General features: G+C 66.5%; 19 protein-coding genes. 11 read left to right on the top strand and 8 right to left on the bottom strand.

Features of this window, described 5'->3' with window-relative positions; genetic code table 11:
- Positions 1 to 12 precede the first annotated feature (12 nt).
- From D7252_RS03740 to D7252_RS03725, 4 genes are all read left to right on the top strand, one after another.
- Positions 13 to 1,008 (top strand): carbohydrate ABC transporter permease, encoded by a 996-nt coding sequence (locus D7252_RS03740; RefSeq protein WP_251050596.1) that lies wholly within the window; start codon positions 13 to 15, stop codon positions 1,006 to 1,008.
- Positions 1,008 to 1,961: a carbohydrate ABC transporter permease gene (locus D7252_RS03735; protein WP_120774167.1), complete on the top strand. Its 954-nt coding sequence runs from the start codon at positions 1,008 to 1,010 to the stop codon at positions 1,959 to 1,961. The genes D7252_RS03740 and D7252_RS03735 overlap by 1 nt, the downstream gene beginning before the upstream one ends.
- 4 nt (positions 1,962 to 1,965) lie before the next feature.
- Positions 1,966 to 3,399: an extracellular solute-binding protein gene (locus D7252_RS03730; protein WP_251050594.1), complete on the top strand. Its 1,434-nt coding sequence runs from the start codon at positions 1,966 to 1,968 to the stop codon at positions 3,397 to 3,399.
- 89 nt (positions 3,400 to 3,488) lie between these two features.
- Entirely contained in the window at positions 3,489 to 5,966 is a 2,478-nt protein-coding gene (locus tag D7252_RS03725) for a hypothetical protein (protein WP_120774166.1), read from the top strand.
- 21 nt (positions 5,967 to 5,987) lie between these two features.
- Here the strand turns inward: D7252_RS03725 and D7252_RS03720 are convergent, their stop codons facing one another.
- Positions 5,988 to 7,394, bottom strand: a complete 1,407-nt coding sequence (locus tag D7252_RS03720; protein WP_120774165.1) for a GH1 family beta-glucosidase — start codon at positions 7,392 to 7,394, stop codon at positions 5,988 to 5,990.
- Positions 7,395 to 7,492: 98 nt separating this feature from the next.
- On the opposite strand from D7252_RS03720, the gene D7252_RS03715 reads away from it, so the two are divergent.
- A complete protein-coding gene (locus D7252_RS03715; RefSeq protein WP_120774164.1) occupies positions 7,493 to 8,077 on the top strand; it encodes a TetR/AcrR family transcriptional regulator in 585 nt (194 codons plus the stop codon).
- Here D7252_RS03715 and D7252_RS03710 read toward each other — a convergent pair.
- Complete coding sequence (locus tag D7252_RS03710; protein WP_120774163.1) at positions 8,025 to 8,594, bottom strand: hypothetical protein; 570 nt, start codon at positions 8,592 to 8,594, stop codon at positions 8,025 to 8,027. The genes D7252_RS03715 and D7252_RS03710 overlap by 53 nt on opposite strands.
- 129 nt (positions 8,595 to 8,723) lie before the next feature.
- Here D7252_RS03710 and D7252_RS03705 point away from each other — a divergent pair, with 129 nt between their 5' ends.
- From D7252_RS03705 to D7252_RS20310, 3 genes are all read left to right on the top strand, one after another.
- On the top strand, positions 8,724 to 9,707 hold the full coding sequence (locus D7252_RS03705; protein WP_120774162.1) for a LacI family DNA-binding transcriptional regulator: 984 nt from the start codon (positions 8,724 to 8,726) through the stop codon (positions 9,705 to 9,707).
- A gap of 71 nt (positions 9,708 to 9,778) precedes the next feature.
- Positions 9,779 to 11,419, top strand: coding sequence for a fucose isomerase (locus tag D7252_RS03700; RefSeq protein WP_120776782.1), 1,641 nt, complete (start codon positions 9,779 to 9,781; stop codon positions 11,417 to 11,419).
- A gap of 72 nt (positions 11,420 to 11,491) precedes the next feature.
- Positions 11,492 to 12,697 (top strand): endo-beta-N-acetylglucosaminidase H, encoded by a 1,206-nt coding sequence (locus tag D7252_RS20310; RefSeq protein ID WP_251050592.1) that lies wholly within the window; start codon positions 11,492 to 11,494, stop codon positions 12,695 to 12,697.
- A gap of 73 nt (positions 12,698 to 12,770) precedes the next feature.
- Here D7252_RS20310 and D7252_RS03690 read toward each other — a convergent pair whose 3' ends face one another.
- From D7252_RS03690 to D7252_RS03680, 3 genes are read right to left on the bottom strand one after another with little or no spacing between them, the layout of a single operon-like run.
- Positions 12,771 to 13,700, bottom strand: coding sequence for a carbohydrate ABC transporter permease (locus tag D7252_RS03690; protein WP_120774161.1), 930 nt, complete (start codon positions 13,698 to 13,700; stop codon positions 12,771 to 12,773).
- The gene (locus D7252_RS03685; RefSeq protein ID WP_120774160.1) at positions 13,697 to 14,584 is read right to left on the bottom strand and encodes a carbohydrate ABC transporter permease; all 888 of its coding nucleotides are present in this window, start codon (positions 14,582 to 14,584) and stop codon (positions 13,697 to 13,699) included. The genes D7252_RS03690 and D7252_RS03685 overlap by 4 nt, the downstream gene beginning before the upstream one ends.
- Before the next feature lie 41 nt (positions 14,585 to 14,625).
- Positions 14,626 to 15,927, bottom strand: a complete 1,302-nt coding sequence (locus D7252_RS03680; RefSeq protein ID WP_183055164.1) for an ABC transporter substrate-binding protein — start codon at positions 15,925 to 15,927, stop codon at positions 14,626 to 14,628.
- A 212-nt stretch (positions 15,928 to 16,139) separates the two neighbouring features.
- On the opposite strand from D7252_RS03680, the gene D7252_RS03675 reads away from it, so the two are divergent.
- Complete coding sequence (locus tag D7252_RS03675) at positions 16,140 to 17,450, top strand: glycosyl hydrolase (protein ID WP_120774158.1); 1,311 nt, start codon at positions 16,140 to 16,142, stop codon at positions 17,448 to 17,450.
- Positions 17,451 to 17,672: 222 nt separating this feature from the next.
- Here the strand turns inward: D7252_RS03675 and D7252_RS03670 are convergent, their stop codons facing one another.
- Complete coding sequence (locus D7252_RS03670) at positions 17,673 to 18,704, bottom strand: LacI family DNA-binding transcriptional regulator (protein WP_120774157.1); 1,032 nt, start codon at positions 18,702 to 18,704, stop codon at positions 17,673 to 17,675.
- A gap of 110 nt (positions 18,705 to 18,814) precedes the next feature.
- On the opposite strand from D7252_RS03670, the gene D7252_RS03665 reads away from it, so the two are divergent.
- Both D7252_RS03665 and D7252_RS03660 read left to right on the top strand, forming a co-directional pair.
- Positions 18,815 to 21,808: a glycoside hydrolase family 38 C-terminal domain-containing protein gene (locus D7252_RS03665; RefSeq protein ID WP_120774156.1), complete on the top strand. Its 2,994-nt coding sequence runs from the start codon at positions 18,815 to 18,817 to the stop codon at positions 21,806 to 21,808.
- A 41-nt stretch (positions 21,809 to 21,849) separates the two neighbouring features.
- On the top strand, positions 21,850 to 22,260 hold the full coding sequence (locus D7252_RS03660) for an MmcQ/YjbR family DNA-binding protein (RefSeq protein WP_120774155.1): 411 nt from the start codon (positions 21,850 to 21,852) through the stop codon (positions 22,258 to 22,260).
- A gap of 35 nt (positions 22,261 to 22,295) precedes the next feature.
- On the opposite strand, the gene D7252_RS03655 is transcribed toward D7252_RS03660, so the two are convergent.
- Complete coding sequence (locus D7252_RS03655) at positions 22,296 to 22,976, bottom strand: hypothetical protein (protein WP_120774154.1); 681 nt, start codon at positions 22,974 to 22,976, stop codon at positions 22,296 to 22,298.
- Positions 22,973 to 23,449 (bottom strand): MarR family winged helix-turn-helix transcriptional regulator, encoded by a 477-nt coding sequence (locus D7252_RS03650; protein ID WP_120774153.1) that lies wholly within the window; start codon positions 23,447 to 23,449, stop codon positions 22,973 to 22,975. Before D7252_RS03650 ends, D7252_RS03655 begins: the two co-directional genes overlap by 4 nt.
- Positions 23,450 to 24,325 lie beyond the last annotated feature (876 nt).

Below are 24,325 nucleotides of genomic sequence, written 5' to 3'. Positions count from 1 at the left end.
AGAGGGTGGGCGATGAGCCTCGGATCCGACTCGGAGACTCGTACTCTGACCGTCGCCAAGAAGGATCAAAGCGGGCGGCGGCGACGCCGTGCGAAGGCGCCGAAGGTCAAGCAGCACTACAACAAGCGCGAAGCGCTGGCCGGCTACCTGTTCATCACCCCCTGGCTCATCGGGTTTCTGGTCTTCACGGCCGGCGCGATGGTCTACAGCCTCTACATCTCGTTCAGCAACTACAACCTGGCGACCAACACGGCGCGCCCGATCGGCCTCGAGAACTATGCGCGGCTGTTCGAGGATCCCCGCGTGGGCGTCTCGCTCGCCAACACCCTCTTCTACGTGGTCATGGCGGTGCCGCTGGAGATCATCTTCGCTCTGATCCTCGCGATGCTCCTCAACCGGGTGAGCAAGGGTGCAGGGTTCTTCCGCACGCTGTACTACCTCCCCAAGATGACCCCGGCAGTCGCGACGGCCGCCGTCTTCTTCCTCCTCCTCAACGGCAACTCCGGTGCGATCAACCAGTTCCTCCGCCTCTTCGGCATCCAGGGACCGCAGTGGCTCGTCGATCCCGACTGGGTGAAGCCGAGCATCGTGATCATGACGCTGTGGACGGTCGCCGGAACCATGGTCATCTTCCTCGCAGCTCTGAAGAACGTGCCGACAGAGCTCTACGAAGTGGCATCGCTCGACGGCGCAGGTCCCATCCGCAAGTTCTTCTCGATCACCCTTCCGATGATCTCCGGAGCGATGTTCTTCAACGTGATCGTGCTCTCGATCGCGGCGTTCCAGATCTTCGACCAGGCGTATCTGCTGTTCTGGCGAGATCAGAGCAACTCTTCGCCAGAGGCGTCGCTGTTCTATGCGATCTACCTGTTCCAGCAGGCCTTCCGGCAGTTCAACTTCGGCTTCGCCGCGGCGATGGCCTGGCTGCTCTTCGTCATCATCATGGTCATCACCGTCATCCAGGTGAAGTTCGGCAACCGATTCGTCTACTACGAGGGAGACCGTTGATGTCGTCTTCATTGCGGCAGGTGCCTCCCGCAGCGGTGCCGGGGCTGGAGTCAGAGACCAGGAACATCACCGTGCCGAAGCGCTCGAGATGGCGACGAGCCGTCTCGCAGCCCAAGACGCTGGTCGGTCGGATCGTCCTGGCCATCGTGCTCATCGGATTCGGGCTGCTGTTCCTCTATCCCTTCCTCTGGCTCCTCGCGGCGAGCTTCAAGCCCCGCGGAGAGGTCTTCGACAACTCGCTGATCCCGAAGACCTTCATGCCCGAGAACTACGTCGAGGTGTGGAACCAGCTGCCGCTGCTGAGCTGGATGTGGAACAGCGTCGCCATCGCGCTGCTGGCCGCGGGCGCCGTGGCGATCTCGAGTTCGATCGTGGCGTTCGGGTTCGCGTACTTCCGGTTCCCGGGGCGAGGCGTGCTGTTCGGTCTCGTGCTGGCCACGATGATGCTGCCCGGCGCGGTCACCATGATCCCCATCTACCTCATCTGGAAAGAGACGGGGATGCTGGGCACCTGGGTGCCGCTGTGGGGGATGAACCTCTTCGGCTCGGCGTTCTACATCTTCCTGCAGAGACAGTTCTTCTTGGGTCTTCCCAAGGAATTGTTCGAGGCTGCGCGTCTCGACGGTGCGAGCTACTGGGGGCTCTTCTGGCGGATCGCGATGCCGCTGTCGATCCCGTCGTTCATCATCGTCTTCCTGTTCGAGTTCCAGGCGAGCTGGAACAACCTGCAGGCCGCCCTGATCTATCTCAACGCCGGGTCGGTCGACGAGTTCACGGCTCCGCTGGGCATCGCCTACGCGATGACCAAGTACAGCCCGACCGCGGGCGGCCACGGCGACTACCAGTACGTGATGGTGGCGTCGTTGATCGTCACACTCCCCATGCTCATCCTGTTCGCCTTCGGGCAGCGCTACTTCATCGAGGGCGTGGCGACCCAGGGCCGGAAGGGCTGAAGTCATGACGCATCTCACCAACCAGCAAGACCCCGGCGGCGGCATCGCCCCGCCCCAATCGAAAGGGAACGACATGCGCACGCGCATTCTGGGATTCGCCGCGATGGCCGCGGCATCCGCAATCGTGCTCGCCGGATGCTCCGGTGGAGGGGCTGCCGAAGGCGGCGGCGATGCCGATTTCGGTGCCGAGCCCACCGGCACGCTGAAAGCCTGGGGGTTCGAGAACGCCGACGACGTCGGAACCTCCCGGATGGACCACGCCGCCGAGCAGCTGAGCGACCTCGAGATCGATCTCGACGCGACGGCATTCGACGCGCAGAAGTTCACCACCCGCATCGCCAGCGGCGACGTCCCCGACGTGGTGCAGATGGACCGCCGCTACGTCACGACCTACGCCGCGCAAGGGTTGATCATGCCCCTCGACGAGTGCTTCGCCGAGCAGGACGTCACTCCTGACGAGCACTGGTACCCCTCGGTCGTGGACGACGTCACCTACGAGGACGAGATCTGGGCGGTGCCGCAGTTCTATCAGCCGCCGGCGATCATCGTGAACAAGAAGGTCCTCGACGAGGCCGGCGTCAGTCCCGAGGACTTCGACACGTCGAAGCCCGACGTGCTGCTCGAGGCGATCGGAAAGATCTATCAGGAGTCCGGCGGTGTTCCCTCGCGTCTCGGGTTCGATCCGGTCGCGACCGGGCAGAGCGGTCTGTGGCTCCTCGCGACCGGCGGCCAGCTCAACGACGACAAGGGCGCTCCGACACTGGACGACCCGAGCAACATCGCCGGCATCGAGCTCCTCAAGCAGATCACCGACGCCCAGGGCGGCTTCGCTGGGGTGAAGAGCTTCACCGACTCGTTCGACACCTTCGGTGACAACAACCAGTACGTCGCCGGTCAGGTCGGCGCACAGGTGAATGCGCAGTGGTACCCGAACGTGCTCGGCCCGTACGCCGACCAGATCGACATCGAGGCGGTGCCGTTCCGCGACTCGAACGGCGAGCCTTTCTCCGTGGCATCCGGCACGGCGTTCGTCGTACCGATGGGGGCGGAGAACCCGGCAGGTGCGTGCGCCTGGATGGTGAACCTGACCTCGGACGACGCCTGGATGGCCGCCGGTGAGGCGCGTGCGCAGACCCTGAAGGACGAGGGCGGGCTGAACACCGGTCTGTTCACCGGGTCGCCCGCTGCCGACCAGGCGATCCGCGAGCAGTTCGTCGTCGAGACCGGCAACGCCGGCTTCGACCAGGTGATCTCCACGTTCTACGAGGTCGTCGACTACGGACAGTCGTTCGGGTCGTCGCCCGCGGGTCAGGAGATCCAGAACGAGCTGAACAACGCCGTCACCGCAGCCCTGCTCGGTGACAAGACACCGGAAGAGGCGCTCGCCGACGCGCAGCAGGCAGCGATGCGGGCATACGAGAACGCCACCGCGGGCTGATCCTCCCGCACCCCGGGGCGGGTCGACTTCGGTCGGCCCGCCCTTTCCGCGCACGGACCGCACACAGACAAGAACAGGCGAGAGACACGATGACGATCCGACAGATCCTTCTCATCGGACATACCCACCACGACGTCGGCTACACCAACAGCCCGCGAATCATCGATGCGCAGCACGCCCGCATCGTCGACCGCGTGCTCGAGCTCGCGGCGGAATCGCCCGCGGACGGACCGGATGGCTTTCGCTGGACCTTCGAAGTCGCACGACCTGTGCTGAACTTCCTGCGCACCGCGAGCCCGGCGCAGAAGGAACGGCTGGCCGCGCTCGCGAAGTCCGGCACCGTGTCGGTCACCGGCGGGTACCTGAACATGACGCAGCTGCCGAGCACGTTCGAGTTCGACGCCGCCTATGCGCAGCTCGCGAAGATCCGCGACCTCGGCATCGAGGTGCGCACGCAGCAGCACGGTGACGTGAACGGGCTCTCGTGGGGCACCGTCGACCAGATGCGGGATGCCGGCATCGGACGACTCGTCATGGCGCTGAATCCGGATCACGGCCGGGCTCCCTTCGTCCAGCCCAGCGGGTTCTGGTGGGAGGCGCCCTCAGGCAGGCGCGTGTTCGTCTGGTTGTCCACGCACTACGGCTTCGGCGAGGAGTGGGGGATCGTCGACGGCGACGCGGACAGAGCTGAGCAGCACATCGAGGACTTCGTCCGCGACCTGGAGAGCCGCGACGACTATCCGTGGACCACGGCGGTCGTGCACGCGGGGAACGACAACCGCTGGCCGACCGCGCTCTTCCTCGAGGTGGTGCGGACGTGGAACGCCCGGCATCCGGAACTGCTGATGCGCACAGCCACGATCGATGAGGCGCTCGACGACCTCGAAGAGCAGGCGACGGATCTGCCGGTCCCGACGGTTCGCGGCGAATGGGCGGACTGGTGGTCCCACGGCCACGGATCGACGGCTCGCGAGGTGGCGGTGTATCGCGAGGCCCGGAGCTTCGCGCGGGCGGCACAGGCCTCCCTGTCGCTGGCGCGGCTCGCCGGAGACCGGAGTCGCCCGGGCTTCGATGTTCTCGGCTACCGCCGCGGACCCGTGCGTCACCGCTCCTCGGAGGAGGTGGCGCAGACCATGGGCCACATCGACGAGCAGCTTCTCCTCTACGGCGAGCACACCTGGGGGAGCTGGGAGACGTACTCCAAGCCGCACTCGACCCTGAGTCATTCGCACCACAACGCCAAGGCAGGATTCGCCTACGACGCCTTCGATCACGCACGAGACCTCGCCATCGAGGGGTGGTTCCGGTACGTGGGGGCGGATGGCGATGGTGGAGTGGATGCCGTCGCCGACACCGCCGTCGCCGATGCGATCGTCGTCGTGAACCCGACCGAGTCGCGGCGTACGGAGGTCGTCGATGTGGAGGTGTCGGGTGTCCGGCGGGCACGTCTGCTCGCCGACGTGGGGCCGTTCGGCATCCTCGTCGCGCCGACGCCCGACGCGCCGGTGGAAGAGGTCGTGCGGGGGCCGATCGCCGTCGGACGCTACCGGGTGATCGTCGATCCCGCACGCGGTGGCATCGTCTCACTGATCGACAGCACCGACGGTCGGGAGCTGGTGGATGCGACCGCTTCGAGTCCGCTCGGCGCGCTGGTGGACGAGCGGGTCGTCGACGGCTCGGTGCATCCGATGATCGTCGAGTCGCCGAAGCTGTTCCATCCCGAGCATCCGGGGCCCGATTTCCGGCACGAGATCGCGGTCGGGGATGGGCAGGTGCGCGTGAAGCGCTTCGGATCCGTCACCGAGGTGAGTTGGGAGACCGCGACGGCCGGCATCCCGAAGGTGGTCACGACCCTGGTGCTTGCGGAGGAGAGTGCGGAGATCGGACTCGACGTCTGGCTCACCAAGCCGGAGCGCTTCGAGCCGGAAAGCGTCTTCGTCGCGTTCCCGTTCGAGGTCCGGCACCCGCGCTTCCTGCTCGAGACGGCGGGCGCGGTGTTCGAGGCCGATCGCGAACAGCTGCCGGACACCAGCAAGGACTGGTATTCGATCCAGCATGCGGTGGGCATCACCGGCACGGGCAGAGGGATGCTGTGGGGTTCGATGGACGCGCCGCTCGTGCAGGTCGGCGGTTTCCATACCGGGAAGTGGGCGGAGCAGCTCGACGTGTCGTTCGGTCAGATCGGGAGCTGGCTGATGAACAACCTGCACTTCACGAACTTCCAGGCGCGCCAGGAGATCACGCGTCGATTCCGCTACCGCTTCCGCCCGGTCGCCGAGGTCACTGCCGCGGATGTGGGCCGGTACGGACGCGACCTGCTGGAGCCGCTGCAGGCCCGGCACCTGCCTGTCGCGCCGGCCGCGATGCCGGCGCCGCCGATCCGCGTCTCGCCCGCCGAGGCTCTGCTCGTCGAACTCCGACCGGTCGGCGCAGACGTCTGCGTGCGGGTGCGCAACATCTCGGAGTCGGATGTCACGGCGGAGATCCGGGTGGACGGCGATGCCGGTCCGCACACGGTCGAGGTCGCGGCCTTCGGCGTCGCCGATGTCGTGATCCCCGGCCGGTGATGGCGTCGACGGCCGGAGCTGTCAGCCGAAGGCGCCCAGGCTGTCCACCTGTGGTCCTCGTGCGGCGGCCTGCTGCGTCAGCCCGACGTCGCGCACGATCTGCGCGAACTCGCGGGCGCTGTCTTTGACGATGCGTTCGCCGGTTCGGAAGTCGACGTAGACGAGGCCGAAGCGCGGTCGGTAGCCGAGCGCCCATTCGAAGTTGTCCAGCAAGGACCAGTGCGTATAGCCGACCACCGGGGCGCCCGCCTCGATCGCCTCGGCCATCGCCGCGACGTGCGACCGCAGGTACCGCGTGCGCCGGACATCGTGGACTTCGCCGTCGTGGGTGGGGGAGTCGCCCGAGATCGCACCGTTCTCCGTCACGATGAGCGGAACGCCGGGGTAGTCGTGGTGCACGCGGATGAGCAGGTCGCGGAAGGCGTCGGGCACGATCTCGGTTCCTTCGTCGGTACGCTCGACCTCACCCGTCGAGCCGACGACCTGCCAGGGGAAGGGATGCCGCGGACCGGGTTCTGCCGCTGCCATCACCCGGTGCGTGTAGAAGTTGATGCCGAGGAAGTCGCTGCGACCGGCGATCGCGGCCTCATCGCCGGCCAGGATGACGTCGTCAAGGGAACCGCCGATCGCTCGCTCCCAATGCCTGCGCATGTCGTCCGGGTAGCCCTCCCGGAGCAGCGGGTCGAGGAACCAGCGGTTGACATAGCCGTCCGAACCCCAGGAGGCGTCGGCGTCGGCGGCGCTCGACGTGGCAGGCACGCAGGGCAGCAGATTGAGGGCAACACCGATGTTCCCGGTCGTGGAAGCTCGCATGGCATCAGCGGCTCTGCCGTGGGCGAGGAGAAGGTGGTGACCGGCGGTGACGGCGCCGCGCAGATCGTGGATCCCTGGTGCGTGAAGGCCGAGCTGGTACCCGAGCAGCTGGATGATCCACGGCTCGTTCTGCGTGACCCACCAGTCGACGCGATCGCCGAGACGTTCGGATGCCGCCACGGCGTACTCCGTGAACGCGTCGACGGTTCCGCGGCCCATCCAGCCGCCGTCCGCCATCAGAGCCTCGGGCATATCCCAGTGGTTGAGTGTGACGATCGGCTCGATCTCCCGGCGTCGCAGTTCGTCGATGATCCGCTCGTAGTGGTCGAGCCCGCGGGAGTTCACGCGACCGCGCCCGTCGGGCATGATCCGCGACCAGGCGAGGGAGAAGCGGTAGGCCTTCATGCCCAGTTCGCTGAGGATTTCGAGGTCGTCCTTCCAGCGCCGGTAGGAATCGCAGGCGACGCGGGCGTCGCCGCCGCCCTCGATCGCGCCGGGCTGTTCGGCGAAGGTGTCCCAGATCGAGCGTCCCCGACCGTCGACGTCGAGGGACCCCTCGATCTGATAGGCGCTGGTGGCCGCACCCCAGAGGAAGTCGGCGGGAAAGGCAGTCATGCGTTCAGTCTGGCGCAGATGTGGGATCGTTGCCACAAGCGATTCCGAGCGGCGTGAGGACCGAACCGGACGACGTGGCCGTACGGTACCGTACTGACATGGCGCAGGAGGGGAAGGCGAAGCTCGGACGCGATGACTGGGCGCGCACCGGTTTCGAGATGTTCGGCGAGTCCGGGGTGGATGCTGTCGTGATCGAACGCATCGCCGTGCGGCTCGGTGCGACCAAAGGAAGCTTCTACTGGCATTTCCGGAACCGGGGCGAACTGCTCGCGGCGGTCCTGGACCTCTGGCTCATCGAGACGGAAGAGATCATCGATGGCGTCGCCCGGATCGACGATCCTCGCGCGCAGCTCCGCGCCCTGTTCGAACGCGCGTTCGCGAACGTATCGCAGGACCGGTCGGAGGTCGACCTCCTTCATCGAGCGGATGACCCTGTCGTCGCAGAAGTCCTCGAGAAGGTCAGTGCCCGACGGGTCGCGTTCATGGCCGAGGCGTTCGCCGCCACGGGTCTTCCTGAGCGAACAGCGAGAGACCGTGCCACTCAGATGTACGCGATGTGGCTGGGGCTGATCCGGCTGCAGGCGTCGCTTCCGTCGCTGATGCCTTCGACGCCGGATGAGCACCGACGCCTCATGCGATCGACGATCGGCCTCCTCGACGACCTCTTCCCTGACCCGCGCTGACGCGGGAGCCGCTGAGGCCGCGAAGCTCTGTGGCCGCGTACCGCAGTACTCGTGGCGCGAACGACCGGTGCAGGTTCGAGACGACCGTCCAGATCGCCTTGGCGATCGGGGTGTTGTGGCGGACGGCCGTGACCAGGGAGACCTGTGCGGGCGTCACACTGACGACGATCTGATCGGCGCTGAGGTTCGACCGCACATCTCCACGCAGCGTTGCACGGTCGGGCAATGCGATCGTGAATCCATTGATCAGTCCTCTCGGGTCGGGCCGATTCAGCATCACGCCGAGCAGCCCCCGAGTCGCAGCGCGCGCGAGGATGGGGCGATCGTCCTCGAACATGGCGCGTGCCCACTCTCCGGCAGTCCACTCGTCGGCGCCCTCCCAGTCGAGGGTGAAGGCGTCGACGTAGTGGTAGCCCGGAAGGGTGGCCAGGGACGCCAGAGCAGGCGGCACCTCGGCTCGTCCGACCCACCGCCGGACGTGGGCGCGGGTCGCGTTCACTGCGAGGTTGCGGATCATCGCTCTGCCTCCATACGGTCGCGTACGTGCTCACCATACGCCGCCGTACGGTGAGGCGCAATGGTGTGTACGGGCCCGCGCGATACTGTTGCCTCACGTTCGGCGCGGTCGGACAGGCAGTGAGGATGCATGGCCACGATCTACGACGTCGCAGCGCTCGCGGGGGTCTCGCCCGCAACGGTGTCTCGCGTCTTCAACGGCACGCCCGTGTCGAAAGAGAAGGTCGTCGCCGTCCGAGCGGCAGCCGCGCGACTGAACTTCACTCCCAACCGCACCGCGCGCACGCTTCGGCGGCAGAGCTCGGAGGTCATCGCTCTCGTCATTCCCGACATCGAGAACCCGTACTTCACCGAGATGGCCCGCGGCGTCGAGGATGCGGCGTCGGCGGCCGGCTACTCGGTCGTGCTCTGCAACTCCGATTCGCAGACGGAGAAGGAGGCGACGTACCTGCAGATCGCGGTCGCGGAGAACATGTCCGGCGTGATCATCGCCACGGCATCCGAGACGTCCAGCCTTGACGGCATCCTCGCGACCGGGCGGCCGGTGGTCGCCGTCGATCGTCGCACGAACTATGACATCGACGGTGTCGTGATGGCCAACCGCGTCGCCGGAGCGTCGGCGACGAAGGAACTGCTCGATGCCGGCTATCGTCGCATCGCCTACATCGGTGGTCCGGAGCACATCGACACGGCCGCCGAGCGCGCGGCGGGATGGCGTTCGACGCTCGACGGTGCGCTTCCCTCCGAGGAGCTGGATGCGCTTGCGCGCTTCGCCACCTTCCGCGTCGAAGGGGGTCGCGCCGCGATGGAGGAGCTCCTCGCGCTGCCCCAGCCACCCGACGCGGTCGTCGCCGGCAACAATCTCATCGGTGTCGGTGCGATCCAGGTGCTCAGCGAGCATGGCCTCACGCCGCCGCAGGTGGGGGTGGCTGTGATCGGCTCATTGCCGTTCACGACGCTGTCCCCGAATGCGGTGACAGTGGTGCGACTTCCGGCTCGTCACATGGGAGTGACCGCGGCTCAGATGCTGCTCGAACGCATCAAGGGTGACACCCAGCCGGCGCGAACCATCGTGTTGCGCGACGAGGTGCGGCCGGCCAGTACGCGGCGCTGAATCAGAGCTGTGCGGAGGTCGAGTGGTCAGTTCCTTGTGCCATGAAATCGATTTCGCGTACAGTGTCGCTCATGACCACCTACACCGTGCCGGCTCCGGCATCCCGTCCGGCTTCTGCCCCGAAGACCGCCTATCTCATCGCGTCGGGCGACCTGCGCGAGGCCGCCAACACGGGCGGCTGGCCCGTCCAGGTCGAGCTGGAAGCGGGTGTCATCGGCGTCTTCAACGATCTCGGCTGGAATGTCATCCGTGCCAACGACGTCGACCCTGCCACCGGCCACGGATTCATCTCGAGTCAGCGCATGGGCCTGGACGTCTTCAAGAACATCCCGACGGATGCTCCGCTCATCGTCGCCGAAGCGGTCTGGCAATACTCGCATCACGTTCTCGCAGGCCTGCGCACGCACCAGGGCCCCATTCTCACCGTCGCGAACTTCGCGGGCGATTGGCCGGGCCTCGTCGGACTCCTGGGCCTGAACGCCGGTCTCACCAAGATGGACAAGCCGTACGCGACGATCTGGTCGGTCGACTTCCGGGACGAATGGTTCCGGGCAGGCATCGAGGAATGGACCGAGAAGGGCACGATCACGCACGACGCCTCCCACGTGCGCGCGCTCCCCGAACTGCCCGACAGTCCCGAGAAACAGCTGGGGGAGGCGCTCGCTGCGGAACTGCTCGCGGAGAAGGCCATCATCGGCGTCTTCGACGAGGGCTGCATGGGCATGTACAACGCGATCTTCGACGACGAGCTGCTCAACGAGACCGGCATCTACAAAGAGCGCCTCTCGCAGTCGGCGCTCTATGCCGAGATGCTCGAGGTCGGCGAAGAAGAAGCGGATGCCGCCTACGACTGGCTCATCGAGAAGGGCATGACCTTCCGGTACGGCGAGGATGCCGCGACGGAACTCACCCGGGAGCAGGTGCAGTGGCAGCTGAAGATGTACATCGCCGCACTCCGCATCGCCGATGACTTCGGACTCGACGCCGTGGGCATCCAATATCAGCAGGGGCTGAAGGATCTGGTGCCGGCGTCCGACCTTGCCGAGGGCATCCTGAACTCCACGGAGCGTCCGCCGGTGACCTCTCGTGATGGATCGCGCGTGCTGCACGAAGGCCGGGCCTTCCCGCACTTCAACGAGGCCGACGAGGGCGTCGCCGTCGACGCGCTGGTCACCGACCGGGTCTGGCGCGCGATGGGGCTCGTGCCCGACAACACCCTGCACGACGTCCGCTGGGGTGAAGACTTCGACGGACAGTTCGTCTGGGTCTACGAGATCTCTGGATCGGTCCCCGCCTCGCACTTGGGTGGATGGCAGAACGCCGAGGGGTGGCGTCAGGGGCACGTGTTCTTCCCGGCGGGCGGTGCCACCATCAACGGGGTGTCGAAGCCGGGTGAGATCGTGCTGTCTCGGGTGTTCATCGCCGAGGGCATCCTGCAGGCTGACATCTTCCGGGCGACCGTCGTGGAACTGCCGGACGACGAGACCCAGCGTCGCAAGGAGGCCACGAACCCCGAGTGGCCGATCGCGCATGTCGTGCTGCACGGCATCTCGCGCGACCAGTTCATGGCCCGTCACAAGGCGAATCACGCGCAACTGGTCTACGCGCCCGACGCCGAGACTGCAGACAAGGCGCTGATCGCGAAGGCGGCGATGTTCGCGGGCATGGGCATCAGGGTGAACCTCGTAGGGGATGTCGAGATCGGAGCTTAAGCGCTATAGTCGCAGCCAGGCCGCGGTGTTGCGGCCTGGTTGTGATCGAAGCGCCAAAGGAGACGATCTGTCATGAGTCAACGGAACGCCCATCCCCGCCCGTATCGACGAGGGCTCGCATCAGCGGCTGCCCTCGCCACGGTCGCCGCAAGCATTCTCGCCGGGTCGGCGGGGGCGGTGGCCGACGAAGAGCCGACTGATCCGAAGCTCGCCGTCTACGTCGAGGTCAACTCGAACGATTTAGCCAACGTGGCCGACTACACGCTCGAGGGATCGGGCGAAGCAGCCATCGACATGGCGATGATCTTCGCCGCCAACATCAATTACGACGGCCAGAACGCCTACCTCCACTTCAACGAGCGGGTCACCGAGACGCTGCAGGACGCGGAGAACCAGATTCGTCCCGTTCAGGCGCAGGGCACGAAAGTTCTGCTCTCGGTGCTCGGCAACCACCAGGGGGCGGGCTTCGCGAACTTCACCTCGTTCGAGGCCGCCGACGCGTTCGCCGCGCAACTGGCCGACGCGGTCACGACGTACGGTCTCGACGGCATCGACTTCGACGACGAGTGGACGAACTACGGCGCGAACGGTACGCCACAGCCCAACGACAGGTCGTTCGGATGGTTGGCGACCGCTCTCCGGGACCGCTTGGGACCGGACAAGATCATCAGCCTGTATGCGATCGGGCCGTCGTACACGACGACCGACTTCGCGCGGTTCGACGCGTCCGGCACGATCGACTACGCGTGGAACCCGTACTACCCGACGTACGACGCCCCGACTGTGCCCGGCCTGGAGGACACTGCTCGCCTGGGAGCGGCGGCGATCGACCTCGTCAACACCGATGCGGCGACCGCCGCGAACTTCGCGGCGCGGACCGTGGATGACGGTTACGGGATCTACGTCGCCTACAACCTGACGGGCGGCGACCACTCGGCGTATCTGTCCGGCATCACGCAGGAGCTCAACGGCCGGGCAACCGTCTACCGGGCGTCGGCCGACACCACTCCGCCCACGGTGACCGTCAAGGAAGGGGCGCGGTTCACGAAGGGCGCAGACGGCGAGTACCGCCGCGTGAGCTTCGCTCTGCATGACGCCGGCAAGATCGACGGGCTGACTCTCAACGGAGTGCCCAAGGACCTGACCGACGACGAGTGGAGCGATCTGAACTTCGTGAAGCCGGGCGCTTTCGGTGCCGTCCTGGGCGAGAACACCCTCGAGGTCGCCGATGTCGCCGGCAACGTCACCGAGGTGGTGTTCACACTCTCGCGCAAGTAGCCACCGAGCAGGGAGAAGGGGGCGGATGCTGCGGCATCCGCCCCCTTCTTTCGCTGTCCCTCTCGGTTTCGCGTCATCCCTTCACGGCGCCCTCCTGGACGCCCTTGAAGAAGAACCGCTGCGTGAACGAGAACATGATGACGATGGGGACGAGTGCGATCATCGTGCCGGCAGCGATCAGCCGAGGGTCGACGGAGAAGCTGCTGTTCAGGTAGGCCATGCCGACGGTCAGGGTGTACTTCGCGGGGTCCGAGAGGACGATCAGCGGCCAGAGGTAGTCGTCCCAGGCGCCGATGAAGGCGAAGATCGCGACGACGGAGACCATGCCGCGGATGTTCGGCCAGACGATGTGGCGGATGCGCTGCCAGGTGGTCGCGCCGTCGACGGTGGCGGCATCCAGCACGTCCTTGGGGATCATGCGGCACGCCGTGGCGACGAGCAGCACGTTCATCGCGCTGATGGCCCCGGGGAGGAACACGCCCCAGAGGTTGTCGGCGAGGCCGAGTGCGCGGATCGTCAGGAAGTTGCTCGTGACCGTGACCTCTCCGGGGAACAGCAGCGTGGACAGCAGGATGGCCATCACGATCCACTTGCCGCGGAACCTCATGCACCCCAGCGCATAGCCGGCGAGCGTGGCCAGTACGACGTTGCTGATGACGGTTCCGACCGAGACCAGCAGGGAGTGCCACGCGTACAGGTAGACCGGCACGATGTCGGCGACCGTCGCGTAGTTCTCGAGAGTCGGGTCCGTGGGGATCAGATTCGGCGGGAAAGAGTAGATGTTCTCCTGCGGCCCCTTGAACGAGGTCGACAGCTGCCAGATGAACGGGCCGATGACCAGCACCAGCACGAAAACCAGAAGGGCGTAGCGGCCGATCAGGCCTCCGAGCGTCGGCTTGCTGAAGTCCCCGGAACCGCGGCGACGGAACACGCGCTCACGGGTGGCCTTGGAATCTTCCGAGCGTTGCGCGTTGTCGGCTGGGGGCTTGGTCAGCGTGGTCATGCGGAAACCTTCGCCTTCTTCTCGCGGTTCATGAACGCGATCGCAGCCAGGGGGATCAGGGTGAGCAGGAAGAGTGCCACGCTGATGGCCGAGGCGTAGCCGATGTTCCCGTTGAGCCCGGAGCCCACCTGCCGGATCAGCATCACCAGCGACATGTCGTAGCCGCCGGGGCCTCCCGTGCTCTTGGAGAGCACATCGAGCTCGGCGAACACCCGCATCGCGGAGACGGCGATGAGGATGGCGATGAGGAGCATCGCGCCGCGGACCGACGGGATCGTCACCGAGAGGAACCGTCGGAAGGCGCCGGCGCCATCGAGCATCGCCGCCTCGTGCAGCTCCTTGCCGACGTTGCCGAGGGCGGCGAGGTACACGACCATGTAGTAGCCGAGCCCCTTCCACACTGTGAGCAGGATGGCGCAGCCCAGCAGTAGCCAGCGATCCACGAGGAACGCCATCGGCTTGTCGACGATGCCCAGGAACTCCAGGGTCTGATTGACGATGCCGCGGCTGTCGAACAGCCAGGTCCAGATGAGAGCGACGACCACGACCGACGCGATGACCGGGAAGTAGAACGTGGTGCGGAAGAACGAGATCCCTGGAAGGTTCTTCTGCACGAGCAGCGCCAGCAGCAGCGGAAGGACCGTGAGCAGCGGCACGCACACGACCACGTAGATGATGCAGGTGGTCAGCGCGTTCCAGAACATCTCGTCGCCGAACATGCGCTCGTAGTTCGAGCCGCCGACGAACGCAGGCGTGCGCAGGGGGCGGGCGTCGGTGAAGCTCAGGATGACCGTGTTCAGGAACGGCCAGAGCGCGAACACCAGCACCCAGATGACCGCAGGAGCGAGTAGAAGCCAGGGCGTGAACCACTTATGCGATCTCATCGTCGTCTCCCGCTCCGGGTGCTGGTGTTCGCGTGCACGGCTTACTGGTCCACGCGGTTCGCGTTGGCGTACTCGACGATCTTGTCGAGCTGTCCCTTGGCGTCCGCCTCGCCGTTGATCGCGAGGGCGATCTGCTGCGTCATGTAGGTCGCCATGTCGGAGGTCCACTGGAACGGGGTGGCCTTGGCGTCCTCCATCGCGGTGAACACGGTGTCGATGGCGGCGAGCTGCTTCTCATCGGTGACCGAGGAGGCGATGTTGTCGACCACCGCGTCACCGCCACCGGCGGTGCCCGGGGCGGTGCCCACGGCGAGGGTGGAGAACTCGACCTGGTTCTCCTCGTTGGTCACGAACTCCGCGAACGCGAGGGCTGCCTCCTTGTTGTCCGACTCCGCCGAGACGTTCAGTCCCTGGACGTAGAGCGGCGGGATGCCCAGTCGCTGCGTCGCGACGGTGTTCTCGAGCAGTGCCGGAGCATCCTTCGCGAGGTCGGTCGTGAAGCCGGTGCCTCCGGTGGTGAATGCGACCTTCTCCTGGATGTACGCCTCGGCGTTTCCGCCGTAGTCGCCCGTGAGAGCTTCGGCGGGCATGGCCCCTGCGGCGTAGGCATCGGCGAACTTCTCGATGATCGCGGCGGCCTCGTCGGTGTTGAAGACGAACTCACCCTCCTCGTCGATGACCTCCATGCCTGCGGACGTGAAGGTGTCGAGCGCCGGGATGGAGGACAGCAGCTGCACCTTGCCGTCGGACTCCTGTGCGACGTCCTGCGCGAGGGTGAGAAGCTCGTCGACGGTCGTCGGGAGGCTCTCCTCGGTCACACCGAAGGGCGCGAGCTGCTCGAGGTTCCACCACGACGCGTCGCTGGAGAGGTACCACGGCAGGCCGTAGGTGCCTTCGACGCCCGGGTACTGACTGTAGGAATCCCATGCGCCCGCGTTGTACTGCGCCTTGAGGTCGGGGTCCGCTTCCTCCAGGTTGACGAGCTTGCCGGCCGCCACCAGCGGGTAGGCGATGTCCGGCGGCAGGTTCAGCACGTCGGGGAGGGTGTTGGCGTTCGCCTGGCTGAGGATCTTCTCCTGGTAGCCGTCTCCGGGCTGGTCGAGCCACTCCACGGTGACCTCGGGGTGCTCCTCTTCGAAGGCGTCGATGACGGATTCGAAGTAGGGCGTGAACTTCTCGTTCTTCAGCGACCACGTCTGGAACTGAATGGTTCCGCTCAACTCCCCGGAGGTGTCGATGGGGCCGCCGGCGCCGGTGGTCTCCCCACCTCCCGTGCAACTGGTCAGCGCGAGGGCGCCGATCGTGAATGCTGCCAGAGCGACAATGCGTGTGGGAACTTTCATCGTGCTTCTTCCTCGAGGCGGGCGAATCGGCGCAGGGGAGTCCGTCATGGACTACAGCGCTTTAGCAGATGAAAGCACCCTGGCGTGCCCGTGTCAAGGTGGCCGTCGCCGATCGACACGCTCCAGGACGGTGCGGATGCAGCTACGGAACTCAAGCGTTATAGTGATCCGACGCAACCCCGGCACGGGGTCCCCTCGGAAAGGTCGGACGGATGACGCAGCGCGGCGCACTGGAAGCTCCGGTGAGATTCGGGGCGAACTACACGCCGTCGAAGGACTGGATGCACTCCTGGCTCGACTTCACGCCTGACGACGTGCGCCGGGACTTCGCCGCACTGGCAGAACTCGGTCTCGACCACGTCCGGATCTTTCCGCTGTGGACGATCCTCCAGCCCAATCGCACCCTGATCAGGGGCAAAGCGCTCGATGACGTCCGGTCCGCGGTCGACATCGCGGGCGAGTTCGGGATGGACGCGAGCGTCGACGTCATCCAAGGCCATCTGTCCAGCTTCGACTTCGTGCCCGCCTGGCTGCACACCTGGCACGACCGGAACATGTTCACCGATCCGAAGGCCCTCGAGGGGCAGGTCGCGCTCGTCGGGCGACTCGGCGAGACGCTGCGCGACGCCCCCAACTTCCTCGGGCTGACCCTCGGCAACGAGACGAACCAGTTCTCCGCCGAGACGCACCCGTCGCCCTGGCCGGTCACGGCCGACGAAGCGGAGCGCTGGATCACGACGCTGCTCGACGCCGCCGCGGTGGCAGCCCCGGGCCGCCCGCACGTCCACAGCGAGTACGACGCGGTCTGGTACATGGACCAGCACGGCTTCACACCCGCGCACGCCTCCCGCCTGGGGGCCATGACGACGATCCACTCCTGGATCTTCAACGGGACAGCCCAGCGGTACGGCGGCCGATCCATGGCCTCCGATCGTCACGCCGAGTACCTGATCGAGGTGTCACGTGCCTTCGCGACGGATGCCGACCGCCCGATCTGGCTGCAGGAGGTCGGTGCGCCGTCGAACTGTCTCGAGCCGGCGGAGATGCCCGGGTTCCTCGAGGCGACGGTGCGCTCCACGGTGCGTACGCAGAACCTCTGGGGTGTGACCTGGTGGTGCTCGCACGACGTCAGCCGTGACCTCGGCGACTTCCCCGACTTGGAGTACTCGCTCGGTCTGATCGACAGCGAGGGCGAGGCCAAACCGATCGGACGGCGTCTTGCCGAGATCATCCCGGAGCTTCGTGAGCGAGTCGCCGCGCCGGCGCGAGAGACCGCGATCGTGATCGACGTGGATGAGCACGATCTGCCGACCAGCCGCACCGCGCTGAGCCCCGGCGGTGCTGTGTTCCAGGCCTGGGTGGATGCGTGCACGGAGGGTCTCGACCCCGCGTTCGTCACGTCGCGGACCGCGGACGATGCCGATGCTCTCGCCGCTCGCGGCATCCGTCGTCTCGTGCGCCCTGAGGCCGCCGCGTCGGGGGTCGAGCGGTACGGCTCGGTCAACACGGTCGTGCAGCCCTGAGGCGTGGGGCCCATAAAAGCTTGACATAGCCGAAAGCCTGCGGGCCTCGGCCGGACAGCTGGTGCACCGCACAGTGCTAGTCCCCGGGTGGGCCGGGATGAGGATACGAACGCGCCTGAATGAGAGAAGATCGGCCTTTCGCAATCTTCAAGTCCCGCGCTTAGGAAAAGCGCTTATCGCCGACAGCGGCGTTCGCGTGCGCCGCCCGCGACGCGCGGCCCCTCAGGCCCCCGACAGCGGCGGAGCCGTGCTCTCCCGGACGCTGAGCGTGGGGGTCGGTCCCCCCATGCTCGGAAGAGTCGTGCCGGCGTCGATCTGCTGCAGGAGCAGAGTGGCCGCCTGCTCGCCGAGCTGGAACGTGTCGCGAGTCATCGCCGTGATCGACGGGTTGATGAGCCCCGCGATGACCGAGTCGTCGAAGGAGGCGAGCGAGGCGTCGCGGGGTACCACGCGACCCATCTCCTGCGTGACGCGGAGCCCGGCCACGGCCATCACGTCGTTGTCGTAGACGATGGCGGTCGGTCGACGGCGCCCGCTGAGCAGCGTGCGTGTCACGGCGGACGCACGCGCCGGCGAGAAGTCGGTGGTGATGACCTCGCCCTCGACGCCGTCGGCGGTCATGCCGGTGAGCACATCGGCACGGAGGCGCGTGTGCTCGAGATCCTCAGGGCCGGCGACATACGCGATCCGCGTGTGTCCGAGTGCGGCCAGATACGAGAAGAGGGTCTCGGCGACGTCTCCGTCGTCGATCCAGACGCTGGGCACGGCTCCGGCCGGTGCCGGTTTCGAGCCGATCATGACAGCACGGGCGTCGAGTGCGTCGATGTGCGCCCCGCGAGGGTCGTCATCGCGCGGGTCGATGAGGATGATCCCGTCGACCTGGTTGGACGACCGCCACTGCCGATGCACGTCGATCTCCTCGGTGAGATCGGCCACGAGCCGCAGCTGGAGACTCACCTTGCTCTCCGACAGGCGTGACTCGATGCCGGCGATGAGGTCCGTGAAGAACGCCTCGGATCCCAGTGAGCGCGCCGGGCGGGCGAGGGCCAGCCCGACCGTGTTCGCGCGGGCTCCCACGAGAGCGCGGGCCGCGGAACTCGGCTGCCAGTTGTTCTCCTGGACGATCGTCAGGATCCGCTGCCGCGTGTCGTCGCTGACCCCGGGCCGACCGTTGAGAGCGAAGGAGACCGCGCCGGGAGAGACGCCCGCCATGCGCGCGATGTCCGCGATCGTGACGCGCTTCGCCGGAGTCATAGCATCACCATACTTGATCGTTTTAGTCTGGGTCGAGGCGCGTGCATGTGCCTTAGAATCGCTCACTAGACCGTTTTAGTGCCTCACCGTCGAGCCGGAGACTGATTTCCATGCATGATGACACCTCGCTCACCGTCGGCCGCGTCACGCGGGTGCTCGATGAGCGGATCCGCCCGGCCATCCATTCGGACTCCGTTCCGCTGACCGTCGAGGTGCACCAGCTGCCCGGCGAACCGATTCCGGTCGCCGAGGGACTCGCGCTCGAATACTCGCCCGCCCGGGTCGGCGAACCGTGGGGGCCGGCGTGGGGGACCACCTGGTTCCGCCTGAGCGGACACGTCCCTGCGGAATGGGCAGGACGCCCCGTCGAAGCCGTCATCGACCTCGGCTTCGACATCAACATGCCCGGCTTCCAGTGCGAGGCGCTCGCCTACCGCCCAGACGGCTCGCCGGTGAAGAGCATCAACCCGCGCAACCAATGGGTCCCGATCGCCGACAGCGCGCACGGCGAGGAGCCGGTGGAGCTGTATCTCGAGGCGGCGGCGAACCCCGTGCTGCTGGACTACCACCCCTTCCTGCCCACCCAGGAGGGCGACATCCTGACGTCCTCCCCGGAGCCGCTGTACCGCACGCGTCGCATCGACTTGGCGGTGTTCGAGGAGGAGGTCTTCGAACTCTCCCTCGACCTCGAAGTGCTGTTCGGGCTCCAGGCCGAGCTGCCTGCCACCTCTCCTCGCCGCATGCGCATCCTGCAGTCGATGGACGACGCGCTCGACGCGCTCGACCTGCAGCGGATCACCGAGACCGCCGGGGCCGCCCGTGCGCAGTTGGCAGATGTCCTCGCGGCTCCCGCGGAGGCCAGCGCACACCGCATCTCGGCCATCGGTCACGCGCACATCGACTCGGCGTGGCTGTGGCCGCTGCGCGAGACGATCCGCAAGGTGGCGCGCACCTCCTCGTCGATGACCGCGCTGATCGACGAGCAGCCCGATTTCCTCTACGGAATGTCCAGTGCTCAGCAGTACGCCTGGCTGAAGGAGCATCGCCCCGAGGTCTTCGAGCGGGTCAAGGCCGCCGTCGCGGACGGGCGGTTCCTGCCGCTGGGTGGCATGTGGGTCGAATCCGACACCGTCATGCCGACGGGGGAGTCGCTGGTGCGTCAGTTCTCGCACGGGCAGCGGTTCTTCGAGCGGGAGTTCGGCATCCGTTCGAAGGGCGTCTGGCTGCCTGACAGCTTCGGGTACTCGCCCGCGCTCCCGCAGCTCATGCGCCGCGCGGGGTTCGAGTGGTTCTTCACGCAGAAGATCTCCTGGAACCAGCAGAACGTCTTCCCGCACCACAGCTTCCTCTGGGAGGGCATCGACGGTTCGCAGGTGTTCACGCACTTCCCGTCCATGGACACCTACAACTCGCAGCTGAGTGGCATGGAGGTCGCCAAGGCGTCGCGCCAGTTCAAGGAGAACCGGCTGAGCTCCCGCTCGATCGCCCCGGTCGGCTGGGGTGACGGCGGCGGTGGCACCACGCGCGAGATGACCGGTCGCGCTCGCCGACTGCAGGACCTCGAGGGCAGCGCGAAGGTCGTGTGGGAGCATCCGGACGCGTTCTTCGAGGCCGCTCGTGCCGAACTGCCGCACCCGGCTGTCTGGGTCGGGGAGCTCTACCTCGAGCTGCATCGCGGCACGCTCACCAGCCAGCACGCGACCAAGGCGCTGCACCGTTGGGCCGAGCATGCGCTCATCGAGGCCGAGCTGTGGGCGGCGACGGATACCGTGCGCACCGGCGCCGCCTACCCGCAGAGCGAGTTCGATCGGCTCTGGCAGATCGTGCTGCTGCATGAGTTCCATGACATCCTCCCCGGCACGTCCATCGCCTGGGTGCATCGCGAGGCCGTCGAGGTTCTCACGAACGTGCTGTCGGATGCCGAGGAGATCGCCGTGGCTGCGCGCCGCTCGCTCGCGGGCGAAGGCGACCGGGAGCTGCTCTTCGAGCCCACGTCCGTCGGCCGAGGACGTGCGCTGGGTGCCTCCTGGGTTCCGGAGCGCGCCGAGACGCCGGTGACCCTCACCGAAGAGGCGGGCGGATGGCGGCTCGAGAACGACCTCGTGTCGGTCCTCATCTCGGCGGAGGGGCTGATCGTCTCGGCTGTCGATCGGGCGAGCGGGCGTGAGGCCGTCGCCGAAGGTCGCGCCGCGAACCTGTTCCAGCTGCATCAGGACTTCCCGAACATGTGGGACGCATGGGACATCGACAAGTACTACCGCAACAGCGTCGAAGACCTCACCGAGGTGTCGTCGATCGAAGCTTCCGTGGTCGACGGCGTCGCGACAGTGGTGGTCACCCGCGTGTTCTCGGAGTCGACCATTCAGCAGACCATCCTGCTCACGCCCGGCGGGCGCACCGTCCTGTTGCGCAACGACATCGATTGGCACGAGACCGAGAAGCTGCTCAAGCTGGCCTTCCCGCTCGACATCCAGGCCTCGCACACCGAAGCCGAGACGCAGTTCGGCTACCAGGCGCGCGTCACGCACACCAACACGAGCTGGGAGGCGGCGAAGTTCGAGACCTCGATGCATCGTTTCGTGCTCGTGCGCGAGGCGGACTTCGGTGTCGCTCTGGTGAACGACTCGATCTACGGGTACGACACGACGCGTGACGTCGAGGGCGAGGCGGTGACCACGACGGTGCGACTGTCGCTGCTGCGCGCACCGCGCTTCCCCGACCCGGACACCGACCATGGGCACCACGAGATCGAGGTCGGCTTCGTGATCGGGGCGGATGCGGCGATTGCGACGACCGAAGGCATCCGGATGAATGCGACGCCGACCGTCATCCGGGGCGCGCGCGAGGTCGAGCCGCTGGTGTCCGTCGACGGCGAGGGGATCATCGTGTCCGCGGTGAAGCTCGCCGATGACGGCTCCGGCGACGTGATCGTGCGTGTCTACGAGTCGCTCGGGAGGCGGACGGTCGGCGCCCTGACGGTCGGGTTCCCACACCGCGAGCTGCGAGAGGTGAGCCTCATCGAGGATGAGCTGGACGAGCCTCGTCGCGGTGGCGAGCTGCGGCTGCGGCCGTTCGAGGTCAGGACGGTTCGCATCGCCCGCTGACGCGTCTTGCGGACGTCTGGCGTTCGCGGGACGATGGCCCGATGGTCAGCGTCGACGACGTGCGCGAGATCGCTCTGGCGCTCCCCGGTGTGACCGAGAGCACGGGCGGGCACACCGGGGAAGCGACCTGGCGCCTGCGCAGCGGGCAGTTCGCCTGGCTGCGCGGTCCGAGCGCGACGGATCGACGGCAGCTCGACGAGCTCGGGCGCGAGTGGCCGGCAGGGGACGTGCTCGCCGTGCGGGTGGCGAGTGTGGAGGAGAAAGAGGCCCTGCTCGCCGCCGAGCCCGACATCGTCTTCACCATCCCGCACTTCGACGGCTATCCGGCAGTGCTCGTGCCTCTCGAGAAGGTGGCACAGGAGCGCGTGGTCGAGCTCATCACCGATGCGTGGCTGACGCGCGCGCCGGCGCGAGTCGCGAAGGAGTGGCTCAGCGCGCACGGCTGGGAATGACCGTCGGGTCGTTGCGTAGGTTCAGGCGGCAGCGGTCAGGAAGGGGCGGTCAGGAAGGGGCGGGCGGCAGCGAGGAACGCGCGCGGGTCGTCGGCCCAGAGGCGGATCCGGGTGACCGGGTGGGCGCCGCCGCGGGGGTGCAGTCCCGGCAGTCGGATGCTGACGGGGCGTTCGAGTTCGATCTCGATGTTCGTCTCGTCCTGCATCCGCTCCGCATACTCGAAACCGTCCTCGGGGCTGATCTCGGTGATCCGCGGCTGCTTCGGCTCGTCGACGCGCTTCGCGATCGCCACCGAGGCGATGTCGTCCCACGACACGGGGACGTCGATCTCCAGACCGCTCCGGACACGGATGCCGTCAGGCCCCACGGCGTGCGGACGCATGAGCATGGCGCAGAGCAGCCCGATCATCCAGGTGAGCCCCCAGATCCCGAGGATCAGGATGGGGATGCGAACGGCGGGCCACTGGTGGACGATGAGGTCGAGGATCGGGATCTCGACTGCGGACAGCACGATGAAGATGATGAGGACGGTCAGCACCGGCTGGTGGTAGCCGATGCCGGTGGCGCCAGCCGGGACGGCGGGGCGGCGCGCGATCGCTCGACCGACGCTGGAGTAGACGCGGAGTTCGGCGATCCACGCGCGGTGGAGGAAGTTGAGAGCTCGCGCTGTGCGAGTGGGATGCTGCGCCCGCCGCGTCTCCATCTCGGTGCTCACGGGGCGCTCTTCTTCGCGGCTGCGTCCGCCGTCTTCTCATCAGCGGCCGCCGTCACCAGGTCCTCGAGGTGTGTGGCGATGGCCGTGATGCCGCGTTCGACCGCCGCGCGGTCGTCGGGATCGACGGATGCCCGCAGTGTGTCGTTGAGTTCGGCGTGCTCGCGCTGCATCCGAGTCATGATTTCTGCGGCGCTGTCGGTCAACTCGACGAGCACGGCACGACGGTCGGTCGGATGAGGATTCCGACGCACGTGACCCGACTGCTCCAAAGCGTCGACGAGACCGGTGATGTTGCGCGGAGTGACCTCGCACAGTCGGGCGAGGGTCTGCTGCGTCGACGGGCCGGCGTGCTGCAGCATCCAGAGCAAGTGAACCCGAGCTGTCGTGAGTCCGGTTCCCTCGAACGCCCGCGCCATGTCGCGCTGGAAGAGGTCGCCGATCTGCAGCAGGCGGTCGAGGAGGAGCGAATACATGATTGAGATCATACTACATAGTTACCTAACTTCACTAGTTTGACGGAATGCAGAGCGCGGATGATCATGGCCGACTCTGAGTCTCGGTTGCTGTGGTCGCCCGGCGCGTCTTCTGCCTGTCAGGCGACCACTGTTGGCGTGGGACTGTGAAATACCAAAATATTGCTTTGATCTGGGGATTACCGGGTCTGAATGTCGGTGGCCCCGGGTTGAATTTCCAGCCGCTGAGCATGCGTTCCTGAGACGCCGGCGCGGGTGTCGTCATCGACGGGCCTTATCGCCGCGTGTTGCTGTCCGTTTGGGCCACGCCCGATGGACGTACAGGTCGATGCCTGAAGGCCGGGACAGAACTGTCTCGGCCTTCCAAGACTGCTGAACGGAGAACGGCTGAACGGGAGTGCCCTGGGATTTCCCGCGGCACTCCCGTTCAGTGCTATGTGATCCTGATCCTTATCGAAGACCCGTCAGAAGCGGTTCGAAGAAGTCGGCAACGGCGGGGTCAATGTGAGGTTCCTTGAGCATGGTCACGACGGGCTCGTACCACTGCGCCACGCAGAAGGAATTTAGCCGCCCGAGGGCCACCTGATCTTCGAGAGACAGCGGTTCCCGCGCGATGATCCGAGCGAGCGGACCCCGAGCATCTGAAAAGACCACGACCGAGCGAGCATCATGCTCAACGACGTCCGTCGGTACGAGCCACGAGCGAAGCGGCTCGCCGGGGCGAGCATTTGGAGATTCCGTCCAATCAGATTCTTTCATGAGAACCCCTAGTCGCAGTTCGCGCTGTCTGTGCCGGTAACGCCGCCAATAGTGACCTTGACTGTGTAGGTTTCGCGGTTCGTGCTATCGACCCCATAGTACGTCGGGGTGCTGACG

Source organism: Microbacterium sp. CGR2, from assembly GCF_003626735.1.
In the GTDB taxonomy this organism is placed as follows: domain Bacteria; phylum Actinomycetota; class Actinomycetes; order Actinomycetales; family Microbacteriaceae; genus Microbacterium.
The sequence above is the reverse complement of the archived record's forward strand: the minus strand, read 5'-3'. Positions and strand labels throughout refer to the sequence as shown.